Below are 25,738 nucleotides of genomic sequence, written 5' to 3' on the forward strand. Positions count from 1 at the left end.
GGATTAAATTATGGAGAAAATAATGGTAACTTTTCAACCATTGGATAAGTCCGTCAAGGTACGCCCGGGAACTACGGTCCTCGGGGCCGCGCGCGAAGCGAAAGTTCCTATCTCTACCCGTTGCGGAGGGAAAGCGGGTTGCCTGATGTGCAAAATTTTGGTGGAACCCGATCAAGCTGCTGCACTGACCTCGCCTACGGAGGCGGAGCGGCGGAAGCTTGGCTATCAGATCGAACAGGGTTATCGGCTGGCTTGCCAGGCGAAAGTATGCGGAGAAGGCGTGGTGCGAGTGCCTGAAGACCCTCTTAAGGCGGCCATCCGTAAACAATTAGAGCAGCAGCAGGAGGATAGCTTGTGGTAGGAGGATTAGTGATGCTGGCAGTGAGCAGTTTAATGCGCAAGTGGAGCAGGCCTGTCGTCTGGCTTGGCCTGACCACTTTGCTATTGATGTTCTCCACCGGTTGTATGTACCGGGAGGAACAGCAGAAGGTCGGCCCCGTATCCTATGCCGAGAGCGTGGAACGTGTTCAGCAAGCCTTGGACCGCTTTCAGGAGGAACGGGGGATTTTGCCCATCTTCACTGCAGGGGAAGAGACCCCACGTTATGAGAAGTTTCGCCTGAATTTGAGCCAAATGAAGCAGTTGGGTTATCTGGACGATATCCCGGCCGCCGCCTTCGAACAAGGGGGCAGTGTTTATTTTCTGGTCATCAACGAAGAGATTGATCCTGCTGTGAAAGTCATGGATTTGAATACGGTGCAAAAGGTTAACGATGTACAGCGTCAGGTAGATCTCTACCGTTCCAAGCATGGAGGACAGCTCCCAGGCCAGGCGGAAGGAGAGGCCTATCCCGGACTGTACGAAGTAGATCTATCACTGGCCCAAGCCTCGCAATATGAGCTGCTAAGCGTATATTCTAACCAGGCTCTGCCTTATCTTGTAGATCAAGCTGGACATGTCTATGTAGACTATGCCTATGATATCATGCAGGCCATCGATCAATCTGGACGTATGCCTCAAGGGGAAGAGGATTTGCGGCAATGGTTAACAGACCGCTCATCTCAGGTGCCGGTAAAATCGCTGCCCTACCGTTGGGCAGATGGCGCTCCACTGGCTCAGCTTACTCCGGATCAATAATTATAGACTGCAAATGTTGTCCATTTGCCTCAATCCTGCCTTTCGGAGAGATCCGAAGGGCTTTTGTTGTTATACCATTGGCGGAATACTCTTTTCACTAGAGTCATACAAATGAAAATGTGGCGTTTATTGCCCGCCTGGTTCGGGCTGAACGAGCGGCTTTGCAAAAAAAGTGGGCTTGTACGGTTATTTCCGTCATATTTGCGCATCTGGTACATAAGATGTTACTAGTCCAAATGCATGTACGAGTTAACGTCGCTTCGTTCAGGTTCTTTCCACCTTGGATGGCGGCGGCGGACACGGGCAAGAGGGGCTGCCGCTCCTGTTCGTAGCAGTGGTTCTGAAGGAATGGTGAATAACGAAGCGGATGCTCTCAAGGCATTTTTCCTTCGGCGAAATTTGAGGAGGGGATATCATTGGTATTGGAGAAAGTGGACATTTTTAAAGACATTGCTGAACGCACCGGAGGCGATATCTATTTGGGAGTCGTCGGGGCGGTACGAACAGGGAAATCAACCTTTATTAAACGTTTTATGGAAACGGTTGTGCTCCCTAACATCGCTAGCGAAGCCGATCGGGTTCGCGCAGTGGATGAGCTTCCGCAAAGCGCCGCTGGCAAAACCATCATGACGACGGAACCCAAGTTCGTGCCTAACAATGCGGTGCAAATCAAGGTGGCTGAAGGACTAGAGGTGAATGTCAGACTCGTCGATTGCGTCGGCTATGCCGTGGAAGGCGCAAAAGGTTATGAGGACGAAAATGGTCCTCGGATGATCTCGACGCCATGGTTCGAAGAGCCTATACCGTTCCAGGAAGCGGCTGAAATCGGTACGCGCAAGGTCATTCAGGAGCATTCTACGCTGGGCGTTGTCGTGACCACCGATGGTACAATCGCCGATATTCCGCGCTATTCATATGTGGAATCAGAGGAGCGGGTTATCGAGGAACTGAAGGAAGTAGGCAAGCCATTTGTCCTAGTTATTAACTCTACAAGACCTAATAGCGAGGAAGCGTTGCAGCTTCGCGGCGAACTGGCCGAGAAGTATGATATTCCGGTGATTACGCTAAGCGCGGCAACCATGACCGAGGAAGATGTAACGGGCGTGCTTCGTGAGGTGCTCTACGAATTCCCTGTGCATGAAGTGAACGTTAACTTGCCTAGCTGGGTGATGGTGCTGAATGAGAACCACTGGCTACGCAGTAATTATGAGAATTCGGTTCGCGATACGGTTAAGGACATCCGCCGATTGCGCGATGTGGACCGGGTTGTGGGCAACTTTATGGAATATGAATTCATCGACCGGGCGGGACTTAGCGGCCTGAACATGGGGCAAGGTGTAGCAGAAATCGACCTGTACGCACCGGACGATCTGTATGATAGTATCCTGATGGAAGTGGTGGGCGTTGAGATTCGCGGTAAAGACCATTTGCTCCAGCTTATGCAGGAATTCACTCATGCCAAGCGGGAATACGATCGGTTCGCCGAAGCGCTGGAAATGGTCAAGACGACCGGTTACGGCATCGCTGCACCATCGCTTGCAGAGATGGCTCTGGATGAGCCGGAACTCATTCGCCAAGGCTCGCGGTTTGGCGTCAGACTGAAAGCGACAGCACCATCTATCCATATGATTCGCGTCGATGTGGAGTCGGAATTTGCCCCGATTATCGGCACCGAGAAGCAGAGCGAGGAACTGGTTCGCTATCTGATGCAAGATTTCGAGAACGATCCGATCAAGATCTGGGAGTCTGATATTTTCGGTCGCTCGCTACATTCCATTGTACGCGAGGGTATTCAGGGCAAGATTGCCATGATGCCGGATAACGCTCGCTACAAGCTACAGGAAACACTGGGTCGCATTATCAACGAGGGTTCGGGAGGGCTGATCGCGATCATTCTTTAAAACCGATTTTACTTTAAGTGCATTTGAGCAACCTCTTTAAATAACCGTGCGTGTGCCAGGCTGGCCGCGTGCGGTTATTTTGTTGCCAAAATACCGCTCCGGGTTGAAATACTTGAAATTATGCCCTGGCTGTATTACTATAAGTTTGTTCCGCGCCCCATAAAATATGCCAATAGGGCTCATTTCGCGTATATTCTGCGATAAAACGGAAACACAAATAACAAGTGGTATAATTTTCCTTGACAGGGAGGTGAATCAGAAATGAACAAATCCGACTTGATTTCTCAAGTGGCTGAAAGCACGGAATTGTCCAAGAAGGATGCAACGAGAGCGGTTGATGCTGTTTTCGAAGCTATTTCCGAAGCGCTCCAAAGTGGAGACAAAGTTCAACTCGTTGGCTTTGGCAACTTTGAAGTTCGTGAACGTTCCGCTCGTAAAGGCCGTAACCCGCAAACCGGAGAGGAAATCGAAATCCCTGCGAGCAAAATTCCTGCCTTTAAACCAGGCAAGGCGCTCAAAGACGGAATTAAATAAAGATTTCTATATATCTTTCCGTGCAAAAGACCGTGGGCTTTCCGTTCACGGCTTTTTCTTTTCACGGAAGGTTGTAGAGTAGAGAGCAGCCTGATTAAATATGCAAAGGGAGGCGCAGCCATGGTGGACAATCAGAACGTAGGCGGCAATGAACCGGGGGTTACGGGCGGGGATTACTTCGTCGTCAAGGCCAAGGAGCAAGGAATTACGGTGATCGGTCTGACCCGGGGGAAAGATACTCGCTTTCACCATACGGAGAAGCTGGACAAAGGCGAAGTGTTAATCGCTCAATTCACGGATCATACGTCGGCGGTCAAGGTCCGCGGCAAAGCACTCGTGTACACCAAGCATGGAATTATCGATACGGAAGAATGATTTTTTAAATCGCAGGCATAGCCTGCTTTTTTTCTATGTACAATGGGGTATAGGACTCTCGGACAGGATAGGATAACTCTGCCTGCCCGAGCGCATCAGAAGGGAGAGTGCCCCATGTATGGGAAAATAGTCTTCCGCGCTGTGCTGCTGGCCATGAGCTGTGCTATTTTGTGGGCAGCGATATCTGCACTTGGCCATCCGCAAAGGGAGCAGACATCACATGCAACCACCGTATTTGCCGGACAAAAGCCTGCCAGGTTAACCGAGGATAATTTGGTCGATGGGTTGTCCACCCTGCCGCTTCCGTTACCACTTGCCAAGGTAGATTTGAATGCGGGCATCCTGTCTGTTGATTTGAAGGTGACGGATGAGGCGGCAAGCACGGAACAGGTCTACCAGGGAATGGCCGAGTTGATCTCCTTTGCCTTCGAGCATACTAGCAACGTAGACCAATTGTTACTGCGTGTGCTAGCCGAGGACCGTTGGCTGGGAACGAGATATCTGCTTATTGCCGCCGATGTGAAGCGGGAGGAAGTATCAACCGAGGAATTGTCCGGCTTGCGTGATACAGGAAACGGTCCATTAACGGAGGATTTGCAGTCAAAAATGCATATCACGGAGACGCAGCTATGGAAGTCTCGTTTTCTGAATGAGTAGTGTCCATATTTCTCTTGCGGATCACCGTTCTCCTCTGTGCGCAGTGAAATAACATATGCTATAATAGACAAGATTGTGACAGAATTATTGTGAATCAATGAATGATAAAGGACTAGCGGCTCGGAGGCAAAGGATGAAACCTTATCGCATAACTGAATTGGCACATAAATATGTCAGCTATGACATGATTACCGCATACACGGCGCTTCCGGAATTTCCGGTGCCCCGTGTTCGCTTGCTTTATACCTTTCTAAACGATCGGGAGGAGGGCTCGGCTTCGACGGCGGAGACTTGTTCGCTCGCTGCTTTCCTCGTGCAATTAGGCATGGATACCCATGATCAGATTGATTTGGAGCAGGGCTTAGCCGAGGCTTCGCCTGAGATGCGTGCAAGGCAGCTTAAGGTGCTGGCGGGGGATTACTTCAGCGGCGCCTTCTATCAGTTGCTGGCCCAGGCCGGAGAGATTGGTATGGTGTCCCGGATGAGTGCGGCCATTTGCGAGGTGAACCGGCTGAAGGCACGTTTGTATAGCCGGCTCAAGCGGATGGTGCTTCCGGCGGAGGAATATGTGAAGGAATGCGTCCATGTGAGGATGGGGCTTTTTCTTTCTTTCACGCATTTGCTGGACCAATCGGCCCAAAGCGTGTGGCAGCATTTACTGGCGGAATTAAGTCATTGCGAGGTTGTAATGGACGAGATTCGCCTGGCTGGACAATTGCCGCAGGAGCGCAAAGGTTACGCCTACCTGCGAATCATGGAAGCCGCAACCTCCGAGGAACGGGAGACGCTCTCCGAACGCAAGATCGGGGAACGCGACTGGACGTTACTATTAGCCAAATATAACATCAGAGAGCAACTGACATCCATGCTCCACCAATCGGTGGACCATGTGCAATCACTGCTCCATGAATGCAACAAAGAAACGGTGCGGGCCGAACTGCGGGCGATTGTTGAGCCGTTTGCCGCCGTATTGTCGCCTGTGCGCCGTTCCGTGCAAGAAGGGTAGGTAATTTGCGAATGAGTCCATCGACTTCATCGGAGAACAAGGAACAGTTTGTACACTCCGTCTTTGAGAGCATTGCTCCAAAATACGATATGATGAATGATTTAATTAGCTTTAGACGCCATAAGGCCTGGCGTAAATTTACGATGGCCAAGATGAAGATGTCCCCTGGGGATACAGCTATTGATTTATGCTGCGGGACCTGCGACTGGACGATCAGTATGGCTCAGGCCAGCGGAGGGACGATTACCGGCCTCGACTTCAGTGAGAATATGCTGGAGTTTGGACGCCGCAAGGTCGAGGAGAGCGGGTTGGAATCGCAAATCTCCTTGATTCAAGGAAATGCGATGGCATTGCCGTTTGAGGATGATACCTTTGATTATGCGACGATCGGGTTCGGCTTACGTAACGTGCCTGATCTGCGCCAAGTCTTGCGGGAGATGAAGCGGGTTGTGAAGCCGGGCGGCATGGTCGTTTGTCTGGAATTGTCCAAGCCGACCTGGCAGCCCTTCAAGGGACTTTATTATTTTTACTTCCAGCAAATTATGCCGATGGTCGGCAAGCTAGTGGCCAAGCGGTATCAGCAATATAAGTGGCTGCCGGAGTCACTGGTTCAGTTCCCAGGGCGCGCAGAGCTTGCCCAAATTTTCCGGGAGACCGGATTAATCGGGGTTGAAGCCTATCCTTTGACCGGTGGAATTGCCGCTCTGCACATCGGAACGAAGGAGACGTAGGCATGTTTAAGAAAATCGGTATTTTTCTGCAAATGATTAAATTTGAACACACGGTGTTCGCACTGCCCTTTGCATTTATGGGGGCGCTCCTTGGTTCCGAGGTCGTCAATAATACGCTGCCCTCCTGGGCACAAATTGGTTGGGTATTACTAGCCATGTTTGGAGCTCGCAGTGCAGCTATGGGGCTTAACCGGTTGATTGACCGGGTCAGTGATGCCAAGAATCCACGAACTGCGGGTCGTGCCATCCCTGCAGGCTTACTCAAGATTGGCGAAGTCCTCATATTTATTATCGTTTCCTTTGTGCTATTGTTCTGGGCTGCGGCCGAACTTGAGCCACTGGCGCTCAAATTATTGCCTATCGCTGTAGTGATGCTTGTGTTTTACTCCTACACGAAACGTTTTACCTGGCTTTGCCATGTGGTGCTAGGTCTGACGATTGCTCTGGCCCCACTGGGAGGCTGGGCTGCGGTGACCGGTAAGGTCGATTGGACGGCAATGATTTTCTTTGCTACGATTACGTTCTGGATTGCCGGCTTTGATATTATTTATGCCTGCCAGGATGTTGAATTCGATAAGAAAGAGGGTCTTCATTCTATTCCGGTGCGCTTCGGAGTGGCCAAATCCTTAAAGATTGCCCAGGCCTTCCATATTCTCACGGCGTTAGGCTTCATCGCCATGCTGCTTATGATGGATTTGGGCTGGTGGTATATTGCAGGTATGATTATCGCTTATTTGATATTGTTCTATGAGCATCATATCGTGTCTCCGGGGGATCTAAGCCGTCTGCAGACTGCTTTCTTTACGATGAACGGTGTACTTAGCATCGTGGTCTTCTCCTTTACTTTGATCGACTTGGTGGTGCGTCATTACAGATGAATAAGACCAAAACAATCGTCATTGGCATAACCGGGGCCAGTGGCTCCATTTACGGTGTCAAGCTGATTGAGACGCTGCTCGGCATGCAGTTTACCGTCCATCTGGTTATTTCCAATGCGGGTTGGCGGGTGATCAAGGAAGAGCTCGGCTGGGATACGACAAATCGGGAAGAGGTGCTGCGGACGAGCTTCGGTGCACTTCCCGGCAAGCTCGTGTACCATCCGATCGCCGACATCGGCGCTTCGATCGCCAGCGGCTCTTTTCTTACCTACGGCATGATCGTGATGCCTTGTTCGATGGGCACCTTATCCTCGATCGCGACGGGGGCATCCGATAATTTGATGGCCCGCGCGGCGGACGTCATGCTCAAGGAGGGGAGGCCGTTAGTGCTGGTTCCCCGCGAAACACCACTGCATGCCATTCATCTGGAGAACATGCTGAAGCTGTCCCGCTTAGGGGTTCGGATGATTCCTGCGATGCCAGCGTTTTATTTTGGTCCACAGACCATCGATGATCTTGTGGCGTTTATGGTGGGCAAGGTATTGGACAATCTCGGTATTGAGCATGCCTTATTTCATAGATGGGGGGATCACGATGCAGAGCCGGAGCGATAAAGACATCCTCATCGGTAAAATCAAATATAGCAACGTGTGGCCTGTATTCCACTATTTTGAGACGGCTAAGCTCTCGCAACCCAGCCGACTGGTGACCGAGGTGCCATCCAAGCTGAATCGCGGGATGTTGGAGGGGTCACTCCATATATCGCCGGTATCTTCCTTCGCTTATGGACATGGTAGTGATCGGTTAGTATTGTTGCCCAATCTCTCGGTAAGCGCCGACGGCCCGGTAAATTCCATTCTGCTCTTCTCGCGGAAGCCGCCCGAGCAAGTGGCGAATGGCCGGATTGCCTTGACAAATACGTCAGCCACTTCGGTGAATTTGTTGAAGATTATTATGGAAAAGGCCTATGGTGGCAAGCCAAGCTATTGGGATAGCGACCCTAATCTGGAGGCAATGATGGAAGACAGCGATGCGGCGCTGCTGATTGGAGATCAGGCCATTCAAGCCTCTTGGCATCATCCCGGTTATATCATGACGGACCTTGGGGAAATCTGGAAGGCATGGACTGGTTACGGTATGACCTTTGCCGTCTGGGCTGTGCAGCAGTCATTTGCCCGGAGTCATGAAGACTTTCTGGAGGAGATTACGTCGGCCTTTGAAGCCAGCAAGCAGAGAAGCCTTGCTGATGTGATGCCTCTGGTTATGAAGGCCTGCGAAGAATTGGGCGGCACCAGGGAATACTGGCAGCACTATTTTCACAATTTACGTTATGATTTTGGACCGGAACGCCGTAAGGGTCTGTCGCTCTACTTCGATTACGCTTATGAAATGGGCTTGCTGAATCATCGGGTAGACATGGAAATATGGAATCATAATTCGTTGACACGGGTGAAAGAATGAAACTATTGGATATTTTTGGATCACTAAAGAAGGATATGGATTATATCGAGAAGCAGCTCTATCTAGCAATTGAAGACGATGATGGTCTGCTGAGCGAAACGTCCTTGCATTTGCTGAAGGCGGGAGGGAAACGGCTGCGTCCTGTATTCGTCTTGCTAGGCGGCAAGTTTGGGAATTACGATTTGCAGAAGCTGCAATACATCGCGGTGCCACTCGAAATGATCCATTCGGCATCGCTGGTGCATGACGATGTGATTGACGATGCTGACACACGGCGTGGGAAGGCTACGGTCAAGTCCAAATGGGATAATCGAATTGCCATGTACACGGGTGATTATATCTACGCCAAAGCGCTTCAGCAGGTAGCGAAGCTGGACAACCCATACATACATCAAATACTGGCCAAAGCTATGGTGGAGATGTCCATCGGTGAGATGGAGCAGATCCGTGACTTTTTCAATACCGAGCAGAGCGTCAGGAACTATTTGCTGCGGATTCGCCGCAAGACGGCTCTGCTGATTGCGATAAGCTGCCAGCTCGGATCGATGGCGGCAGAAGCTTCCCATGAGGTAAGCGCTGCCCTCTACCGATATGGCTACAATGTAGGCATGGCCTTTCAAATTCGCGATGACTTGCTGGATTTGTTCGGGACGGAGAAGACGATTGGCAAACCGCCAGGCAGCGATATGCGTCAGGGCAATATTACGCTTCCCGTAATCTTCGCCTTGCAGGAAGGGGAACTAAGAGAGCCCCTACTACAAGAAATCCGCGGTATTCAAGCGGGAGATGGTACCGGACACGAGAAGAGGGCGATTGAGATGATTCGGGAGAGCCGGGGAATTGAACGAGCAGAGGTACTGGCGGACCGTTTTATTGACAAGGCGCTCAAGGCGTTGGAAGGACTGGCGGACACGGCTTCACGGACACATTTGCAGGACATTGCCCGTTTTATCAATAAGCGTGCCTATTAATCTTTACCTATTTCGTGAGTATCTGGTAAAATGCAGATGAAACCGCCTTCTTTCCGTAAGATCGGGCGAGGCGTCTAGCAAACGAATGGAGAATGTTGACTTTTTTCGGGAGGGGAACCATGGAAAGAACTTTTTTGATGGTTAAACCAGACGGCGTACAGCGCGGATTGGTGGGCAAGATCGTTAGCCGGTTCGAAGATAAGGGCTTCCAAATGATTGCGGCCAAGCTGACCCAGATGACGGAGGCTCAGGCGAAGAAGCATTATACCGAGCATGAGGGGAAACCCTTCTTTGATGAACTGGTAGGCTTTATCACTTCTGGTCCGGTGTTTGCTATGGTATGGACGGGCGATGATATCATTACGTTATCTCGTATGGTAATCGGCAAGACGAAGGTGACGGAGGCTTTGCCTGGAACTATTCGCGGGGATTTTGCCGCACATACGCCGTTCAATCTAATACATGGCTCGGACGGCAGCGAAAGCGCGGAACGGGAAATCGCCAATTTCTTTACGGAAGCGGAGCTCGTAAAGTATTCGAGAAGCGTGAGCTCATGGATATGAACCGCATCTTTCCCGAACTTCCCCGGGCAGACCAAGCAGAGACGGGTATAGACCCCGATTATCTTGAATTTATTCATGGCATCAAGAAGAGCACGGGCATCGACTTGGCCCAATACAAGGAGGCCCAGATGAAGCGGCGGTTAACTACGCTGCGTAACAAGAACGGATATACCAAATTCACAGATTTCTATACGGCAATGATGGGCAATAAGACGTTGTTTTACGAGTTCCTGGATAAAATGACGATTAACGTCTCTGAATTTTGGCGAAACCCGAATCGCTGGGAGGTGCTTCGGGATGAAGCCCTGCCTGAGCTATCTGCTGGACGGCCGAAGCTGCGGGTATGGAGCGCTGCCTGCTCGACCGGAGAAGAGCCTTATACGCTGTCCATGATTCTGGCTGATTCCGGATTGCTCAGTGGAACCTATCTGCTAGCTACGGATATTGATGAGGGAGCGCTGGCAAAGGCACAGGAAGGGCTTTATCTGGAGCGCTCGTTGAAGGATGTGCCTAAGGAGGTGGCCGAGCGGTATTTCACGGCGGAGGGGCAGATGTTTCGTTTCGATGCCAAGCTGAAGAAGGCGGTTACCTTCAAGAAGCAAAACCTGCTGCTGGATACGTTCGAAGAAGGGTTTGACCTGATCGTATGCCGGAACGTCATGATTTATTTTACCGAAGAAGCCAAGCAGGTACTCTATCATAAATTTGCAAATGCGCTTCGCCCCGGTGGCATTCTATTCGTGGGCAGTACGGAGCAGATCTTCTCCCCAAGTCAATATGGGCTGGAGCCAGCGGAAACTTTCTTCTATCGCAAGAAGTCCTGATTGTATATTATCTCCTGAACTTTCCTATACTTGAAGCATACGGTCAATGGAGGTCAGGTCATGGACAAGCGAAAGGTGATCGAAGCTTATCAGCGGGGATTTCTGACGCCGCAGGAATGTGCGCAAGTGCTGGGGATTGAAAGCACCCACTTGAAGCGGATGCTGGAAGACGTTCCGCTTGAGGGCAGCCGCCCTTGCCCTTTGGATAACCAGCCGGCTTCTGGCTAAGCGGTTATGAAGAGGCAGTTAACGTTACGCTGAACAGATAGGTCCAGAGGGTCCATCTTGACAGCGGGGTGAGGATCTTCCTATAATAATCTATAATTAATGTCAGGAAGAGGTTTCATCCATGAATGCTTCGGACGACCCCGAGAGTAGCCAGCAAATACAACTGAATCCTTTAACATCCGTCTTTAACGGATGATCGGGCATAATCTGCGTCAAGTGATTGACGGCGGGTTGTGCCTTTTTGCGTATATCTAAGGATTCGTTACGGCAAAATAACGGGGAAATATTTGGAGGTGTGTGGGATTGGTTGAGCTTTTTATTATTCTTGTTTTGATTTTGATTAATGCTTTTTTTGCAGCATCGGAAATTGCCTTGATCTCCCTGAATGATAATAAAATAAGGGCAATGGCCCAGCAAGGCCATCGTAAGGCGAAGATTATTCTAGGCTTGCTCGGCGAGCCCAGCAAGTTCCTGGCAACGATTCAAATCGGGATCACGCTTGCTGGATTTTTTGCCAGTGCCTTTGCAGGAGAGAGCTTTGCTGGAGATCTGGCCGCTTATCTGATTCTGCTCGGTGTGCCGCTTGCGCCTTCCGTACTCAGTACAATTTCATTGATTGTCATTACGTTGCTGTTATCTTATTTCCAATTGGTGCTTGGCGAACTCGTTCCCAAGCGGGTAGCGATGAAGAGAGCTGAAAGCATGGCGATGCTTGCGGCCACTACACTCATGGTATTGTCCAAGGTGACCGCGCCGTTTGTGAAGCTGCTTACCGGTTCGACGAATCTGATTGTCAGATTGTTCGGAATCGACCCGAATGCCAATGATGAAGAGGTGTCCGAGGAAGAAATTCGCATGATGCTGGATACCGGCACAGAAATGGGGACGATTCAGCCGATTGAGAAGCTGATGATTAACAACATCTTTGACTTTGATAATTTGACGGTTGATGAAATTATGACCCATCGAATTCATGTCGTCGGTATTCCTGTAGAGGCGGATCAGCAGACGGTTGCTGAACTGGCCGACAAGGAGCAGTATACTCGCTTCCCGGTCTATGAGGAGACGATCGACAATGTGATTGGGATTCTGCATAGTAAAGATTTGCTGCGTTATTTGCGGGGTGGAGAGCAAGAGAACTGGAATTTGCAGGAAATGGTAACGCCACCTCACTTTGTGCCGATGTCAAGGAAAACGAATGAATTATTTGAGGAAATGCAGCAGAACCGCATCCAGATGGCTGTCATTGTTGATGAATATGGCGGGACGGCGGGGATTGTCACGATGGAGGATTTGCTGGAGGAGATCGTCGGGAATATTTATGATGAGCATGACAGTGAAGAGCTTGAATTCGAGCAAGTGGCGGAGGGGAATTATTTGTTCAGTGGCACCATGTCGCTGCATGATGCTCAGGACGTATTGGATATCCCTTTGCCGATAGAGGATTATGATACGCTAAGCGGATTTATGATCGGACGACTCAAGCGGATTCCTACGATTCAGGAGAAGCCCGAATTTGAATACCGGGGGTATATATTCGCTGTACGAGAGGTAGGACAGCACCGCATTCGCAAGCTGGCTGTTATCAAACAGAGCGACTTTTTTCCGGAAAATGCAAACATCACGTGACAGAAGCAGGCGATCAATATTATAATGGGCAAAGATGATTAGATTTTAGCTCTTTACAGTTTAACAGTTTAAAGGGGGAACGCAACATCATGAGTTTACGTTACTTAACAGCGGGGGAGACGCATGGACCCCAACTGACTGCGATTATTGAAGGATTGCCGAGCCACTTGCAGCTCGATTTTGAGGCGCTTAACTTTGAACTGGCTCGTCGCCAGAAAGGGTACGGCCGCGGCCGCCGCATGCAAATTGAAAAGGATACTGCCCAGATCGCCGGAGGTGTCCGCCATGGCTATACCACGGGTGCTCCTGTGGCATTGATTGTAGAGAACAACGATTGGAAGCACTGGCAGAAGATCATGAACATAGAGCCGATGGAAGGTACGGATGAGGAGAAGCGTAGAGTGCATCGTCCCCGTCCTGGCCATGCCGACCTGAACGGCGGCTTGAAATATAACCATAAGGATTTGCGTAATGTGCTTGAGCGGTCCAGTGCCCGGGAAACGGCGATTCGCGTTGCCGTTGGTGCCGTTGCCAAGCAGTTCTTGGAGCATTTCGGCATTCGCATTGCCGGTCATGTTATTCGAATCGGCGAAATTGAGGCTCCGCCCCATAACCTGCCGCTATCAGAGCTGGCGCGCGTAACCGAGGCTTCTTCGGTGCGGGTAGCGGACAGCGAGACCGAGAAGAAGATGGAAGCTTATATTGATAAAATCAAGGAAGAAGGCGACTCCATCGGCGGGATCGTGGAATGCATCGTAGAAGGCGTTCCGGTGGGACTGGGTAGCCATGCACAATACGATCGCAAGCTGGACGGTAGAATTGCCCAGGCTGTGATGTCGATCAACGCCTTTAAGGGAGTAGAAATCGGTATTGGCTTTGAGGCGGGTACGATTCCTGGATCGCAGGTTCATGATGAGATTGTATATACGAAGGAACGTGGGTACCACCGGTCTACCAACCGGCTGGGTGGCTTCGAGGGTGGCATGACGAACGGAATGCCTCTGGTGGTTCGCGGTGTGATGAAGCCTATTCCAACCTTATACAAACCGCTCCAAAGTGTGGACATTGATACGAAGGAAGCTTTTGCAGCACAGGTGGAGCGTTCGGATGCTTGCGCCGTGCCAGCCGCCAGTGTAGTGCTTGAGCATGTTGTAGCCTGGGAAGTAGCCAAGGCCTTCCTGGAGAAGTTCGGCGGTGACTCGATTCAGGAGATTGAACGTAACGTGCAGGGGTACCTGGCACAGTTGGAGGAATATTGATGAGAACGCTGCAGGTGGATCTGGGCGAGCGATCTTATCCCATCTATATCGGCAGCGGGCTGCTGGCACGCTCGGGAGAATTTTTCATAGAGCACAAGCTTTCGATGAAGAGCCCCGTGCTGATTGTAACCGACGATAATGTGGCACCTCTATATCTCCATGTGGTAGAGGCTTCGCTCCAGAAGGCAGGCTATCGTACCGTCAGTGTAACCGTTGTGGCGGGAGAGAAGTCCAAGTCGCTGGAGGTTTATGAGAACCTGATGACGGCAGCGATTGAGGGCGGTCTGGACCGCCGCTCTGTCGTGGTTGCTTTGGGTGGCGGCGTTGTTGGCGATTTGGCCGGATTCGTGGCGGCGACATATATGCGCGGGGTTGCCTTCGTGCAGATGCCAACAACCATTCTGGCTCATGACAGCAGCGTTGGCGGTAAGGTCGCCGTCAACCACCGACTGGCGAAGAATATGATTGGCGCCTTTCATCAGCCGGAGTTGGTGCTGTATGACGTAGATAGTCTGCAAACCCTGCCTCTCCGTGATGTTCGTGCCGGTTTGTCCGAAATGGTCAAGCATGGCCTGATCTGGGATGCCGAATTTGCTGATTGGTGCCGTGAGCACACCTCTGAGCTGCTGGCTCTTGATCCGGAAGCACTGGGCTACGGCCTGATACAAGGCTGCTCCGTCAAAGCTCAGGTAGTGTCTGTGGATGAGCGCGAGCAGGGCCTGCGGGCAATTCTTAATTTGGGCCATACGCTGGGGCATGCTATTGAAGCTATTGGCGGATATGGTGAATTCCTGCACGGGGAAGCGATATCCATCGGGATGGCTGCTGCAGCCAAACTAGCGGTGAACAGGGGCCGTTCGCCGAAGCTTTATGAGGATACGGTCGCCTTGCTTGGTGGATACGGCTTGCCTACCGCTATGCCAGGTCAGTTAAAGGGCGACGAATTGATTCACGCCATGATGCATGATAAGAAGTTCAAGGAGCAACAGATGGTGTTTGTTTTGCCGGTAGACATCGGAAAAGTAGAAATCGTGGATGATGTTACGTTGGAGGAAGTCCACCGGGTCATCGCCGAGTTGAAAGAGGAGGAACCACATGTATAACCGTGGCATTCGCGGGGCAACGACGGTCACCCGCAATGAGGAGCAGGATATGTTGGCGGCAACGGCCGACATGCTGAAGGAAATCGTGGAACGTAATCAAATCGTCCCTGAGGACATCAGCAGCGTTTGGATCACGGTAACGCCGGATTTGGATGCTACCTTTCCCGCAAGAGCAATTCGGGATTTGAAGGGCTGGGATATGGTGCCCTTAATGTGTTCTACCGAGATACCGGTGAAGGGTGCGTTACCCATGTGCATTCGGTTGCTGATTCATGTGAACACGACGAAGGGGCAGCGCGATATGAAGCATGTCTATTTAAATGAAGCCAGAATTCTCCGTCCTGATTTGGGCGTGTCCTCATCTTAATACGGAGAAATTTGCTGACAGGCAGGGTTGCCAAATTCATAGAGAATAAGTTATATTAAAGATAGTTTTAGCTGAGTGAGTTTTAGATTAGATGATTGTTTTGTTTAGAGCTGAGTAGAGCCGAGCCCGAGATGAGCTGAGTTTAGTTGAGTAAGTGCAGGTTCCATAAGTAGATGAACTATGAATGTTGACCGCAGCGGGGAGTTGTGCGCGTTTCTTCAGGGTATGCGAGGAGAATTGTGCAGAATGTCCAAGTGTGGCTTCTTCAGTTATCATGACTTATGTAGAATCAGGCATTTTCAAATAAACCGCAAATCCAAAACCTCTACTTCGGTAGAGGTTTTTTTGTTTGTCCATAACGAACCCATTATCCGAAAAGGAAGTGAAAGACATGGCAAATCCGCAAGTTGAAGAGGTCATTGCTTTGGCCAGTCAATATAATTTAATCCCGATTACCCGTACACTGCTCGCTGATCTGGAGACTCCCATCCGGATATTTCGTCGAATTGCCCAGCGGGAGCGGGCGTTCCTGCTGGAAAGTGTAGAAGGTGGCAGTCAATGGGCGCGTTATTCCTTCATCGGTACAGATCCGTTTCTGCTGATATCAGCAAAGAAAGGGGAAGTGACGATCGAGCGGGAGGGAGTAAAGGAACGGCTTCGCTCCGATAAGCCTCTAGATGAGCTGAAAGCCATCTTACGTGGATACCGTAGTCCTAAACTTCCGGAAATGCCGCCGTTTACTGGTGGAGCTATCGGGTTTTTCGGTTATGATCTGCTGCAATATTATGAGAAGCTTCCGTCTCACCCGGTGGACGACCTGAATTTACAGGATATGCAATTCATGTTCTGCGACCAAATTATTGTATTTGATCACGTGAAACAGCGGATATTGCTGGTATCCAACGTGCATGTGAAGCCAGGCGCCCGGGATGAAGAGATTCGCCAGGCTTATGAGCTGGCAGAGCGGAAGCTGGATGAAGCTGCTGACTTGCTGCAGGAGGAGGGGGCCGGGGAGAGCTTCAATCGTCGTCCGGTGCCATCGGTAACCGATCTTGGGGATGTCCGCTCTAATCTGACTAAGGAACAATTTATTGCAAATGTGGAGACAGCGAAGGATTATATTCGCGCTGGGGACATTTTTCAGGTTGTATTGTCCCAGCGCTTCCATATCGAAACAGAGGTAGACCCGCTGCATGTGTATCGTGTTCTGCGGACTATGAATCCATCACCTTATATGTATTATCTCAAGCTGGGTGAAGAGATCATCGTCGGAACTTCCCCGGAAGTTCTGGTCAAGGTTGAGAATGGTCGGGTAGAGACCCGTCCAATTGCTGGCACAAGACCTCGGGGAGAGACGGAGGAGAGTGACCTGGCACTGGAGACGGAACTGCTGCAAGACGAGAAGGAACGTGCCGAGCATTTGATGCTTGTGGATCTGGGACGTAACGATCTTGGCCGGGTGTCTGACTTCGGCAGTGTCAAATGCGAGTCTTATATGGAAGTTGAACGCTACTCTCATGTCATGCATCTGGTGTCCAAGGTGTCGGGTCAGCTTCGCGAGGATAAAGATTTCTTCGATGCCTTCCTCTCTTGCCTGCCAGCCGGGACCGTATCCGGTGCACCCAAGCTGCGGGCGATGGAGATCATTGCGGAACTGGAACGTGAAGCTCGCGGAACCTACGCCGGGGCGATTGGTTACCTGGGCTTCTCTGGCAACATGGATTCTTGCATTACGATCCGTACGATCGTATTCAAAGGAGGCAAAGCCTATGTGCAAGCAGGAGGGGGCATTGTATGGGATTCCATTCCAGAGAACGAGTATCAGGAATCGGTCAATAAAGCGAAGGCACTGTTAACCGCAATTCGCACGGCTGAGCAAATGTTTCCGGTACCATCCTCCTGTGATGACGTAATTAATCAGGATTATCTGTATGAATATACCCCAGGAAAATAAAGAGAGGAGCGAATCATGATGATGGAACAGCAAACGGTACAGGCGGGGATTAGCCGCTTGATTGAAGGTCAGAACTTACGGCGCGAAGAGGCACGAGGCATGATGCAGGCCATTATGGACGGAGAATCGACACCTGCACAAATCGGCAGTTTGTTGACGGCCTTGCGTATCAAAGGAGAAACGGTCGAAGAGATTACCGGATTTGCCGAGGCGATGCGCGGTGCATCCAGCCGGGTGGATACGGAAGCACAGCAACTGCTGGATACATGCGGAACGGGTGGCTCGGGAATCCATAAAATTAATGTATCAACCACGGCTGCCATCGTGGCATCGTCGGTCTCGGTTCGGGTTGCCAAGCATGGGAATCGCTCCGCCTCGGGCCGTTCAGGGAGTGCTGATGTGCTTGAGGCACTGGGGGTAAATATCAGTCTGGATGCATCGCAGGCCAAGCGTTGTCTGGATGAAATCGGTATCTGCTTTATGTTCTCGCAGTTATACCATCCTTCCATGCGCCATGCTGCCGGACCTCGCAGAGAGTTGGGCATTCGTACCGTCTTCAATATGCTGGGGCCGCTCACTAATCCAGCCGGTGCGGACCGCCAGGTGCTGGGTATCTACGATCGTAGCAAAACGACGACCATTGCCGAAGTGCTGCGGGAGCTTGGTTCGAAGCGGGCGCTGGTCGTGAGCAGCGAAGAGGGACTGGATGAAATCAGCTTGTCTTCGGTCACCAAGGTATCGGAGCTTAAGGAGGGTGTCATTTCCACTTATGATCTGCGTCCCGAGGAGTTAGGGCTGCGCTCTTATCCGCTGGAAGAAATGATCGGCGGTGATCCGTTGCAGAATGCTATGATTGTAAGGCAGGTTCTACAAGGAGAGAAAGGGGCTTGTCGCGACGTCGTGCTGGCGAACGCCGGGGCTTGCATCTATGTGGCGGGGCTGGCAGACAGTATCCGTGACGGCGTGAGTATCGCCACGAAAGCTATTGATTCGGGCCATGCGTATAGCAAGCTGGAACAGCTTATTCAAACGACAGGAGAATTGAGCTATGTATCTTGAACGGATTGTAGAGACGAAGAAGCAGGAGGTTCAGCGTTTGGCTGAAACCTTCTCACAAGTAGAGGCGGAGCAGCGTATTGCGAAGCTGGACCCGACAAGAGGGTTCCACCTTGCCTTGACTGAAGGGCGTAAGCGGGATATGGGTCTAATTGCCGAGGTGAAGAAGGCATCGCCTTCCAAAGGGTTAATCCGTCCGGATTTTCACCCGGTAGCCTTGGCAAAGAGCTATGAGGCGGCCGGGGCCGATTGTATCTCTGTATTGACGGATGAGACGTATTTCCAGGGGAGCGGTGCTTATCTGGAAGCTATTCGTGGGGCGGTTAGCATACCGCTATTGCGCAAAGATTTTATCATCGACGAACGACAAATTTACGAAGCCCGATTACTGGGCGCGGACGCGGTGCTGCTGATTGTTGCCATCTTGACCGACTCGCAGCTACGCGATTATCTGGCCTTGTCCCAGGCGCTGGGCCTGGATGTATTGGTGGAAGTTCATGACCATTTGGAGCTGGAAAGGGCACTTACGCTAGGCACGGCCAAGCTTATCGGCATCAACAATCGAAATTTGCGTAGCTTCGAGGTATCGCTTGATACTACAGCTAATTTGGCTAAGCAGGTACCTTCGGATGTGACACTCATTAGCGAGAGCGGGATTGCTTCTCGTAAGGATATAGAATACCTGAGCGACAAGGGAGCGAAGGGTGTACTGATTGGCGAAACCTTTATGCGGCGTGAGCATGTCGAAGAGGCCGTGCAGGAACTGATGGGTCCGCTGTTTACCGGGAGCAAGGCGAATTACGGGCTTGGGAAGGAAGTCAGGTAATGAAGGAAACCGCCGTAAAAATTTGTGGACTTCAAAGCGTTGAAGTGCTAAAATCGATGATAAACTTACCCGTGGATTACATCGGATTTGTATTTGCCAGGAGCAAGCGTCAAATCAGCAGTGAGCGGGCGGCAGAGCTGCTCCCTCTTCTCCGGGCATTCCGTTCCGGGATAGCGCCACGCAGCGTTGGGGTGTTTCTCAATCCTTCCATGGATGAACTGGAGGATGTGCTGCGGGCAGCGCCGCTGGACGTTGTACAGCTTCATGGCACGGAAGATCCAGCCTTCTGCCGGGAAGTCAAAGCTCGCTTTGGCGTACAGGTACTGAAGGCCTTTTCCGTCAAGGAGGACGGATCGGTGCATGGAAGGCCAGAACTGGCTGCTTATGCTGATGTACTGGACGGGGTTCTGCTGGATACGTATGATCCGAAATACGGCGGCGGCTCGGGGCATAGCTTCAATTGGAGAGCCGTGAACCCTTACCGTGACTGGACAAAGACCCAGCGCATTCCGTTGTTTGTGGCAGGTGGTCTTCATCCGGGCAATGTTGAATTGTTGATCGAGACGCTTCAGCCTGATGGCGTGGATGTATCAAGTGGCGTTGAGACTGGAGGCGTCAAAGATCTGGCTAAAATTACACAATTCGTGGAAAGGGTGAAGGGAAGATGAAGCAAGTACCGGACGAGCATGGACGTTTTGGCCCCTTCGGAGGCCGTTATGTGCCGGAAACCTTAATGAACGCTTTAATGGAATTGGAGCAATCCTATTTGACATACAAGGATGATCCCGCCTTTCAGCAGGATATCACTTACTTATTGAAGCAATATTCCGGTCGGGAGACGCCGCTTTATTACGCAGAGCGGCTAACCGAGCATTTGGGTGGAGCCAAGGTTTATTTGAAGCGTGAAGATCTGAATCATACCGGCGCCCATAAGATCAATAATGCCATCGGGCAAGGGCTGTTAGCCAAGCGAATGGGCAAGCAGAAGGTGATTGCGGAGACGGGAGCCGGCCAGCATGGCGTGGCTACTGCTACCGTAGCGGCGCTGCTGGGTCTGGAATGCAAGGTGTTCATGGGAGAAGAGGACACCAAGCGCCAACAGCTCAACGTATTCCGCATGAAGCTGCTTGGGGCGGAAGTCGTTCCTGTCGTATCCGGCACCCGGACATTGAAGGATGCGTGTAACGAAGCGCTACGTTACTGGGTTAGCCATGTGCAGGACACCTTCTATATTCTCGGATCGGCAACGGGCCCTCATCCTTATCCGATGATGGTCCGTAATTTCCAACGTATTATCGGGGATGAGACCCGGGCCCAAATTCTTCAGGCCGAGGGCCGACTGCCGGAGATGTTGGTTGCAGCGGTTGGCGGGGGAAGTAATGCGATCGGCATGTTCTATCCGTTTATCGAGGATACGGACGTTCAACTGATAGGCGTAGAAGCCGCAGGCCGCGGCGTGGATACCGAGTTCCATGCTGCGACCATGACCAAGGGGACGAAGGGGGTCTTCCAAGGCTCGATGAGCTACTTGTTGCAGGATGAATTTGGCCAGGTTCAGCCGGCTCATTCCATATCCGCAGGTCTGGACTATCCGGGCATTGGGCCTGAGCACTCTTACTTGAAGGATATTCAGCGTGCCCGGTATTACCCGATCACGGATCAGGAGGCCTTGGATGCGCTGCAATTATTAAGTCGGACAGAAGGCATCATTCCTGCGCTAGAATCGGCACATGCGGTGGCTCAGGTCGTCAAGCTGGCTCCGAAAATGGCTGCTGACGACATCATCGTCATCTGCTTGTCCGGTCGGGGCGATAAGGACGTGGAATCGATTATGGCCTACACGGGAGGGGGAGAAGCGTGATGAGCAACCAGAAGATGAATGGGCTGGACGCTGCATTTGCCAAGCTAAAAGCGGAAGGAAGGACGGCGCTAATCCCTTTTATTACGGTAGGAGACCCTGATCCTGAAACAACGCTGGACATTTTGGAGGTATTGGAGCAGGCCGGGGCAGATGTGGTTGAGCTTGGCGTTCCGTATTCTGATCCACTTGCCGATGGTCCCGTCATTCAGCGCGCTTCCGAGCGAGCGCTTCGTCATGGGATTACGATTGCTTCTTGTATTCGTACGGCTGCGCAGGCCCGGGAGCGAGGCATTTCCTTGCCCTTCGTCCTGTTTACTTACTACAACCCCGTGTTGCAAATGGGAATAGAAGATTTCTTGCAGAAGGTTAAGGCTGCGGGGATTAGCGGGCTCATTATCCCTGACCTGCCTTTCGAGGAATCGGAGGAGATGCTGGAATTAGCGGATACTGCAAATATTAAACTTATTCCGCTGGTCGCACCGACATCCAGTGGACGCATATCACGTATTTTGGACCGCGCCCGCGGGTTTATCTATTGCGTATCGTCGCTTGGAGTAACGGGAGAGCGGACCTCCTTCCATACCGGGGTGGATGAATTTATCGCTTCTGTTAAAGCACAAACTGACCTGCCGGTTGCGGTCGGATTTGGCATCTCCAGCCGGGAACAGGTGCAGCGGTTTGCGGAGCTTTGTGACGGTGCAGTGGTCGGCAGTGCTATTGTCCGTAAAATCGAGGATAGCATCTCCTTACTGGAGAACCGGGACACGAAACCACAGGCCTTATTGCAAATTCGCGACTTTGTGGCACAATTAAAGCTATAAAAACTTATAGGCGTTATATAAGTTGAACTCAAAAGATATAACAAGCTTCTTTGCCTAAACCATGGGTTCAACTTATGTGAATTGTTATGAGGAGGATTTACCATGCTACCGAAACCCCAGATCGTGAATTTGCCGGTGTATCAACCTGGCAAGCCGATTGAAGAAGTTAAGAAAGAGCTTGGCCTTGAGGAAGTCATCAAGCTGGCATCCAATGAGAATCCGTTTGGTTCCTCGCCGGAAGTTCAGGCAGCAATTACGCAGGAACTGGCGAATATAAGCCTGTATCCGGATGGCAGTGCTGCCGAACTAACGGAGCTGCTAGCAGGGCAACTAGGTGTAACCAAGGAGCAGATTATTTTCGGCTGCGGCTCGGATGAGATCATTGCCCTGATTGCTCGGGCCTTCTTCCTGCCCGGTGATGAGAACGTGATGGCTGATCAAACCTTCAGCGTTTATAAGAGCAATGCCGATATCGAAGGTGCTGTGAGTATCGAAGTTCCCTTGAAGGAAGGTACTCACGATCTTGAAGCTATGCAGGCAGCTATCGGAGCAAAAACCAAAGTCGTCTGGATATGCAATCCTAATAATCCGACCGGGACGATTGTCACTCGTGCTGAATTGGAGGCATTCCTGGATCGGGTGCCAGAGCACGTACTGGTGGTGCTCGATGAGGCTTATGCGGAATATGTGACCGATGCGGATTACCCAAGTGGCATTTCACTGCTGAACAAATATCCAAATCTGGTCGTACTACGGACTTTCTCGAAGATTTACGGTCTGGCATCGTTGCGGATTGGCTACGGAGTTGGGCAGGCAAGTGTGATCAAACTGATTAACCAGGTACGTGAGCCGTTTAATACCTCGCGTTTTGGGCAGGCGGCGGCCAAGGCGGCGCTTCGCGATCAGCAATTTGTTGAAGAATGTCGGAAGAAAAATCGGGAAGGTATCGCTTATCTTTATCAGCAGTTTGACCGCCTCGGTTTATCCTATTTTCCGGCTCATGGCAATTTTATTATGGTTGATGTTCAGCGTCCAGCAAGCGAAATGTTCCATGCTTTGTTGAAGCTGGGGATCATTATTCGCGGCGGATTTGCCAAATATCCAAGCTATGTTCGGGTCACTGTTGGTTCCGCAGAACAAAATGCCAAGTTCGTCACCGCCCTGGAGCAAGTGCTCGGTAAGCCGGCGGCTCGGGTGTAATCCTACTTTATTTGCAGAAAATGAGTGAGCGTATATGACAATGAAAATTGCCATTTTTGGCGTAGGTCTAATCGGGGGTTCACTGGCGCTTTGCTTCAAGGGCAAGCCCGGGATTACGGTGGTGGGGCATGCCCATCGTCCGGAATCGCTGAAACGGATGGAGGAACGTGGCGTCGTCGACATGGCGACCCTGTCTATGGAAGAAGCGGTGCAAGATGCCGATTTTATTTTTTTATGTGTACCGGTAGGGAAGCTGGAGGAATATTTGCAGAGGTTGTCCGGAATGTCGCTAAAGCCGGGCTGTATCGTAACGGACGTAGGCAGTACAAAGGCATCGGTAGCTTCATGCGCGGCTACTCTTGTTAGCCCCAGTGTGCATTTCATTGGGGGACACCCGATGGCGGGTTCGGAACGCTCCGGAGTGGAGGCGGCCTCAACCTTATTATTTGAGAACGCCTACTATGTGTTGACTCCACCTCTGGACGTGCCGGAGGAAGCTTATGTACGTCTTGCCCAGTTGTTATCGTATACCAAAGCCCAAATCGTTCGCGTTGACCCGGTCATGCATGATCAAATTGTCGGTGCGATTAGCCATTTGCCGCATATTATTGCCGTAGCATTAGTGAATCAAGTGCGTGGCTACAACGGAGACAACGAGCTTTATCGATTGCTGGCTGCTGGTGGCTTCCGCGATATTACCCGGATTGCTTCCAGCGATCCGCTGATTTGGCGTGATATTTTGCTCAGCAACCGCAAGGTACTGCTAGGGCTCCTTAAGGATTGGAATCGTGAGATTGAAGGCTTTGTTCAGCTTCTGGAGGATTGCAACGGGGAAGGTATTGAAGAGGCGTTCCAAACGGCTAATCAGTTCCGTGGGGAGCTGCCTGAACGTCGTAAGGGGGCCATTACCTCTTTGTTCGATCTTTATATCGATGTACCTGACCACCCGGGAATTATCGGCCAGATTGCCACGGAATTGGGTCTTCGTCACATCAACTTGAGTAATATGCAAATTATTGAGAGCCGTGAGGACGTGCCGGGCGTGATGCGTCTATCCTTCCGTCAGGAGTCGGAGATGGAGCGGGGCAAAGCGCATTTGCAGTCGTTGGGATACACCGTTTATGTATGAGCAGGCACGCAGGACAGCGATTCTTCCAATCCGGGAGAGTCGCTGTTTTTATCTAGGGAGAAGGCTATTGGGATAAAAAAAAGACCGCTCTATGAGCGGTCCCATGTTCATTTTCAGAACATGCAGTTATTGGATAGGAGTGGAGAGAAACCATACTGTACTTTTATTATATGTATCCGTTTTCATTCTGTCAACAACTTTTTTTAGCGCTTTCATTTTGCCTGAAGAGGATTGACATCCCGTGTAGAGATGGGTACAGTAATAGTTAAATTGCATAGCAAATCCACTGGGGGAGCCGTGAACGGCTGAGACAAGAAGTATCTTGGACCCTTTGAACCTGATCTAGTTCGTACTAGCGTAGGAAAGTGGAGTCGGTCTTGACGTTCATGCATCTTTGGAGTTCATCCCAAGTTTGCTATTTATAAGCCGCTCCCTCTACGGGAGCGGCTTTTTTGCTTGGGTTTGAAGCGGAGTATCAGCCGAAGTCGGGCTTTAAAATCCCCTTGGAATAGGATGCAACAACATTTATTTGGAGGTGGGGAAGAATGAGCTTTGCCCAAGAACTGCGCAGGCAAGCAGATGATATTTTTCAGGCTATTTTCAATCACCCTTTTGTGACGGGAATTGCTGAAGGGCAACTGGAACGGGAGCAATTAATTCATTATGTCAAACAGGACTTTGAATATCTGAATGCCTACATGCGGATTTACGGTATTGCGATATCCAAGAGTGCAAGCCGTGAGGAGATGGCCATATTCCATGAGCAAATCGGATTTATTCTGAACAGTGAAATTCATCCGCATCAAAATTTCTGCCGGGTGGCCGGGGCTAAGTTCGAGGATTTGCAAGGCTTTCCGCTGGCTCCGTCGGCACATCACTATATTCGTCATATGCTAACAGTTGCTCATGAAGGCAGTCTTGGAGAAATTTATGCTGTGCTGCTCCCTTGTCCATGGACATACGTAGAGATCGGTCAAAGATTGCTAGCCGAGGTACAGCCTACTCCCGAGCATCCCTTCTACGATTGGATGCAGTTCTATGGCAGCCGGGCAGGTGGTGCGACCGGAGCTTTTGGACTGGCATTGGACCGCTGGGCGGAGACCTCCAATGCGCTGGAACGGAGAAAGATGACGGAGCACTTCTTGCAAAGCTGCCAACTGGAGTATCAGTTCTGGGAGATGGCCTACAGGCTGGAGGAATGGCCGGTGCCGCTGACTGCGTCATTGTCGATGGAGAACCTGACTGTGCGTTAATTGAACTCTAAACC

Annotated in this window: 28 protein-coding genes and 1 riboswitch; all 28 genes read left to right on the plus strand. The window is 51.1% G+C overall.

Annotation, left to right across the window (positions count from 1 at the left end; translation table 11 throughout):
• The first annotated feature begins 10 nt into the window (after positions 1-10).
• The 28 genes from AC1VOR_RS09505 to tenA all read left to right on the plus strand — a co-directional run bounded on the left by AC1VOR_RS09505 (position 11) and on the right by tenA (position 25,724).
• On the plus strand, positions 11-361 hold the full coding sequence (locus tag AC1VOR_RS09505; RefSeq protein WP_482617382.1) for a 2Fe-2S iron-sulfur cluster-binding protein: 351 nt from the start codon (positions 11-13) through the stop codon (positions 359-361).
• Complete coding sequence (locus AC1VOR_RS09510; RefSeq protein ID WP_482617383.1) at positions 355-1,137, plus strand: hypothetical protein; 783 nt, start codon at positions 355-357, stop codon at positions 1,135-1,137. The genes AC1VOR_RS09505 and AC1VOR_RS09510 overlap by 7 nt, the downstream gene beginning before the upstream one ends.
• A gap of 422 nt (positions 1,138-1,559) precedes the next feature.
• On the plus strand, positions 1,560-3,038 hold the full coding sequence (gene spoIVA / locus AC1VOR_RS09515; protein ID WP_482617687.1) for a stage IV sporulation protein A: 1,479 nt from the start codon (positions 1,560-1,562) through the stop codon (positions 3,036-3,038).
• A gap of 261 nt (positions 3,039-3,299) precedes the next feature.
• Positions 3,300-3,572: an HU family DNA-binding protein gene (locus AC1VOR_RS09520; protein ID WP_482617384.1), complete on the plus strand. Its 273-nt coding sequence runs from the start codon at positions 3,300-3,302 to the stop codon at positions 3,570-3,572.
• Positions 3,573-3,692: 120 nt separating this feature from the next.
• The gene (gene mtrB / locus AC1VOR_RS09525; RefSeq protein WP_482617385.1) at positions 3,693-3,947 is read left to right on the plus strand and encodes a trp RNA-binding attenuation protein MtrB; all 255 of its coding nucleotides are present in this window, start codon (positions 3,693-3,695) and stop codon (positions 3,945-3,947) included.
• A 114-nt stretch (positions 3,948-4,061) separates the two neighbouring features.
• Entirely contained in the window at positions 4,062-4,604 is a 543-nt protein-coding gene (locus AC1VOR_RS09530; protein ID WP_482617386.1) for a hypothetical protein, read from the plus strand.
• A 133-nt stretch (positions 4,605-4,737) separates the two neighbouring features.
• Positions 4,738-5,610: a heptaprenyl diphosphate synthase component 1 gene (locus AC1VOR_RS09535; RefSeq protein WP_482617387.1), complete on the plus strand. Its 873-nt coding sequence runs from the start codon at positions 4,738-4,740 to the stop codon at positions 5,608-5,610.
• Between the two features lie 11 nt (positions 5,611-5,621).
• A complete protein-coding gene (locus AC1VOR_RS09540) occupies positions 5,622-6,341 on the plus strand; it encodes a demethylmenaquinone methyltransferase (protein WP_482617689.1) in 720 nt (239 codons plus the stop codon).
• A 2-nt stretch (positions 6,342-6,343) separates the two neighbouring features.
• Positions 6,344-7,219, plus strand: coding sequence for a UbiA-like polyprenyltransferase (locus AC1VOR_RS09545; RefSeq protein WP_482617388.1), 876 nt, complete (start codon positions 6,344-6,346; stop codon positions 7,217-7,219).
• Positions 7,216-7,833, plus strand: a complete 618-nt coding sequence (locus tag AC1VOR_RS09550) for a UbiX family flavin prenyltransferase (RefSeq protein ID WP_482617389.1) — start codon at positions 7,216-7,218, stop codon at positions 7,831-7,833. Before AC1VOR_RS09545 ends, AC1VOR_RS09550 begins: the two co-directional genes overlap by 4 nt.
• The gene (locus AC1VOR_RS09555) at positions 7,814-8,680 is read left to right on the plus strand and encodes a menaquinone biosynthetic enzyme MqnA/MqnD family protein (RefSeq protein ID WP_482617390.1); all 867 of its coding nucleotides are present in this window, start codon (positions 7,814-7,816) and stop codon (positions 8,678-8,680) included. Before AC1VOR_RS09550 ends, AC1VOR_RS09555 begins: the two co-directional genes overlap by 20 nt.
• Complete coding sequence (locus AC1VOR_RS09560; protein WP_482617391.1) at positions 8,677-9,651, plus strand: polyprenyl synthetase family protein; 975 nt, start codon at positions 8,677-8,679, stop codon at positions 9,649-9,651. Before AC1VOR_RS09555 ends, AC1VOR_RS09560 begins: the two co-directional genes overlap by 4 nt.
• A 119-nt stretch (positions 9,652-9,770) precedes the next feature.
• The gene (gene ndk, locus AC1VOR_RS09565; protein WP_482617392.1) at positions 9,771-10,214 is read left to right on the plus strand and encodes a nucleoside-diphosphate kinase; all 444 of its coding nucleotides are present in this window, start codon (positions 9,771-9,773) and stop codon (positions 10,212-10,214) included.
• Positions 10,205-11,038 (plus strand): CheR family methyltransferase, encoded by an 834-nt coding sequence (locus AC1VOR_RS09570; RefSeq protein ID WP_482617393.1) that lies wholly within the window; start codon positions 10,205-10,207, stop codon positions 11,036-11,038. The genes ndk and AC1VOR_RS09570 overlap by 10 nt, the downstream gene beginning before the upstream one ends.
• A gap of 60 nt (positions 11,039-11,098) precedes the next feature.
• Positions 11,099-11,266, plus strand: a complete 168-nt coding sequence (locus AC1VOR_RS09575; RefSeq protein WP_482617394.1) for a hypothetical protein — start codon at positions 11,099-11,101, stop codon at positions 11,264-11,266.
• 303 nt (positions 11,267-11,569) lie between these two features.
• A complete protein-coding gene (locus AC1VOR_RS09580) occupies positions 11,570-12,895 on the plus strand; it encodes a hemolysin family protein (RefSeq protein ID WP_482617395.1) in 1,326 nt (441 codons plus the stop codon).
• Positions 12,896-12,984: 89 nt separating this feature from the next.
• Positions 12,985-14,154 carry a chorismate synthase gene (aroC, locus tag AC1VOR_RS09585; protein WP_482617396.1) on the plus strand — a complete coding sequence of 390 codons (1,170 nt, stop codon included), beginning with the start codon at positions 12,985-12,987 and terminating at the stop codon, positions 14,152-14,154.
• Positions 14,154-15,257: a 3-dehydroquinate synthase gene (gene aroB / locus AC1VOR_RS09590; RefSeq protein WP_482617397.1), complete on the plus strand. Its 1,104-nt coding sequence runs from the start codon at positions 14,154-14,156 to the stop codon at positions 15,255-15,257. Before aroC ends, aroB begins: the two co-directional genes overlap by 1 nt.
• A complete protein-coding gene (gene aroH / locus AC1VOR_RS09595) occupies positions 15,250-15,624 on the plus strand; it encodes a chorismate mutase (protein WP_482617398.1) in 375 nt (124 codons plus the stop codon). The genes aroB and aroH overlap by 8 nt, the downstream gene beginning before the upstream one ends.
• A 391-nt stretch (positions 15,625-16,015) precedes the next feature.
• The gene (trpE, locus tag AC1VOR_RS09600) at positions 16,016-17,578 is read left to right on the plus strand and encodes an anthranilate synthase component I (RefSeq protein ID WP_482617399.1); all 1,563 of its coding nucleotides are present in this window, start codon (positions 16,016-16,018) and stop codon (positions 17,576-17,578) included.
• An 18-nt stretch (positions 17,579-17,596) separates the two neighbouring features.
• Entirely contained in the window at positions 17,597-18,637 is a 1,041-nt protein-coding gene (gene trpD, locus AC1VOR_RS09605; protein WP_482617691.1) for an anthranilate phosphoribosyltransferase, read from the plus strand.
• Positions 18,627-19,460, plus strand: a complete 834-nt coding sequence (gene trpC, locus AC1VOR_RS09610) for an indole-3-glycerol phosphate synthase TrpC (protein WP_482617400.1) — start codon at positions 18,627-18,629, stop codon at positions 19,458-19,460. The genes trpD and trpC overlap by 11 nt, the downstream gene beginning before the upstream one ends.
• A complete protein-coding gene (locus tag AC1VOR_RS09615) occupies positions 19,460-20,128 on the plus strand; it encodes a phosphoribosylanthranilate isomerase (protein ID WP_482617401.1) in 669 nt (222 codons plus the stop codon). Before trpC ends, AC1VOR_RS09615 begins: the two co-directional genes overlap by 1 nt.
• Positions 20,125-21,321, plus strand: coding sequence for a tryptophan synthase subunit beta (trpB, locus tag AC1VOR_RS09620; RefSeq protein ID WP_482617402.1), 1,197 nt, complete (start codon positions 20,125-20,127; stop codon positions 21,319-21,321). The genes AC1VOR_RS09615 and trpB overlap by 4 nt, the downstream gene beginning before the upstream one ends.
• A complete protein-coding gene (gene trpA, locus AC1VOR_RS09625; RefSeq protein WP_482617403.1) occupies positions 21,321-22,142 on the plus strand; it encodes a tryptophan synthase subunit alpha in 822 nt (273 codons plus the stop codon). Before trpB ends, trpA begins: the two co-directional genes overlap by 1 nt.
• Before the next feature lie 102 nt (positions 22,143-22,244).
• Positions 22,245-23,342: a histidinol-phosphate transaminase gene (gene hisC, locus AC1VOR_RS09630; protein WP_482617404.1), complete on the plus strand. Its 1,098-nt coding sequence runs from the start codon at positions 22,245-22,247 to the stop codon at positions 23,340-23,342.
• A gap of 40 nt (positions 23,343-23,382) precedes the next feature.
• Positions 23,383-24,471, plus strand: a complete 1,089-nt coding sequence (locus tag AC1VOR_RS09635) for a prephenate dehydrogenase (RefSeq protein ID WP_482617692.1) — start codon at positions 23,383-23,385, stop codon at positions 24,469-24,471.
• A 278-nt stretch (positions 24,472-24,749) separates the two neighbouring features.
• Positions 24,750-24,852, plus strand: a riboswitch (TPP riboswitch).
• Positions 24,853-25,016: 164 nt separating this feature from the next.
• Positions 25,017-25,724, plus strand: coding sequence for a thiaminase II (gene tenA / locus AC1VOR_RS09640; RefSeq protein ID WP_482617405.1), 708 nt, complete (start codon positions 25,017-25,019; stop codon positions 25,722-25,724).
• The last annotated feature ends 14 nt before the right edge of the window (positions 25,725-25,738 follow it).

Source organism: Paenibacillus sp. 1SOY10, from assembly GCF_056836745.1.

Excerpts from the sequence above, each read along its gene's own strand:
- mtrB (WP_482617385.1), top strand. The coding sequence starts at position 3,693 with ATGGTGGACAATCAGAACGTAGGCGGCAATGAACCGGGGGTTACGGGC.
- ndk (WP_482617392.1), top strand. The coding sequence starts at position 9,771 with ATGGAAAGAACTTTTTTGATGGTTAAACCAGACGGCGTACAGCGCGGA.
- trpE (WP_482617399.1), top strand. The coding sequence starts at position 16,016 with ATGGCAAATCCGCAAGTTGAAGAGGTCATTGCTTTGGCCAGTCAATAT.
- AC1VOR_RS09540 (WP_482617689.1), top strand. The coding sequence starts at position 5,622 with ATGAGTCCATCGACTTCATCGGAGAACAAGGAACAGTTTGTACACTCC.
- AC1VOR_RS09635 (WP_482617692.1), top strand. The coding sequence starts at position 23,383 with ATGAAAATTGCCATTTTTGGCGTAGGTCTAATCGGGGGTTCACTGGCG.
- AC1VOR_RS09550 (WP_482617389.1), top strand. The coding sequence starts at position 7,216 with ATGAATAAGACCAAAACAATCGTCATTGGCATAACCGGGGCCAGTGGC.
- aroB (WP_482617397.1), top strand. The coding sequence starts at position 14,154 with ATGAGAACGCTGCAGGTGGATCTGGGCGAGCGATCTTATCCCATCTAT.
- AC1VOR_RS09520 (WP_482617384.1), top strand. The coding sequence starts at position 3,300 with ATGAACAAATCCGACTTGATTTCTCAAGTGGCTGAAAGCACGGAATTG.
- trpD (WP_482617691.1), top strand. The coding sequence starts at position 17,597 with ATGATGGAACAGCAAACGGTACAGGCGGGGATTAGCCGCTTGATTGAA.
- hisC (WP_482617404.1), top strand. The coding sequence starts at position 22,245 with ATGCTACCGAAACCCCAGATCGTGAATTTGCCGGTGTATCAACCTGGC.
- tenA (WP_482617405.1), top strand. The coding sequence starts at position 25,017 with ATGAGCTTTGCCCAAGAACTGCGCAGGCAAGCAGATGATATTTTTCAG.
- AC1VOR_RS09615 (WP_482617401.1), top strand. The coding sequence starts at position 19,460 with ATGAAGGAAACCGCCGTAAAAATTTGTGGACTTCAAAGCGTTGAAGTG.
- aroC (WP_482617396.1), top strand. The coding sequence starts at position 12,985 with ATGAGTTTACGTTACTTAACAGCGGGGGAGACGCATGGACCCCAACTG.
- trpC (WP_482617400.1), top strand. The coding sequence starts at position 18,627 with ATGTATCTTGAACGGATTGTAGAGACGAAGAAGCAGGAGGTTCAGCGT.
- AC1VOR_RS09555 (WP_482617390.1), top strand. The coding sequence starts at position 7,814 with ATGCAGAGCCGGAGCGATAAAGACATCCTCATCGGTAAAATCAAATAT.
- AC1VOR_RS09535 (WP_482617387.1), top strand. The coding sequence starts at position 4,738 with ATGAAACCTTATCGCATAACTGAATTGGCACATAAATATGTCAGCTAT.
- trpB (WP_482617402.1), top strand. The coding sequence starts at position 20,125 with ATGAAGCAAGTACCGGACGAGCATGGACGTTTTGGCCCCTTCGGAGGC.
- trpA (WP_482617403.1), top strand. The coding sequence starts at position 21,321 with ATGAGCAACCAGAAGATGAATGGGCTGGACGCTGCATTTGCCAAGCTA.
- AC1VOR_RS09570 (WP_482617393.1), top strand. The coding sequence starts at position 10,205 with ATGGATATGAACCGCATCTTTCCCGAACTTCCCCGGGCAGACCAAGCA.
- AC1VOR_RS09545 (WP_482617388.1), top strand. The coding sequence starts at position 6,344 with ATGTTTAAGAAAATCGGTATTTTTCTGCAAATGATTAAATTTGAACAC.
- AC1VOR_RS09560 (WP_482617391.1), top strand. The coding sequence starts at position 8,677 with ATGAAACTATTGGATATTTTTGGATCACTAAAGAAGGATATGGATTAT.
- AC1VOR_RS09530 (WP_482617386.1), top strand. The coding sequence starts at position 4,062 with ATGTATGGGAAAATAGTCTTCCGCGCTGTGCTGCTGGCCATGAGCTGT.
- AC1VOR_RS09505 (WP_482617382.1), top strand. The coding sequence starts at position 11 with ATGGAGAAAATAATGGTAACTTTTCAACCATTGGATAAGTCCGTCAAG.
- AC1VOR_RS09575 (WP_482617394.1), top strand. The coding sequence starts at position 11,099 with ATGGACAAGCGAAAGGTGATCGAAGCTTATCAGCGGGGATTTCTGACG.
- aroH (WP_482617398.1), top strand. The coding sequence starts at position 15,250 with ATGTATAACCGTGGCATTCGCGGGGCAACGACGGTCACCCGCAATGAG.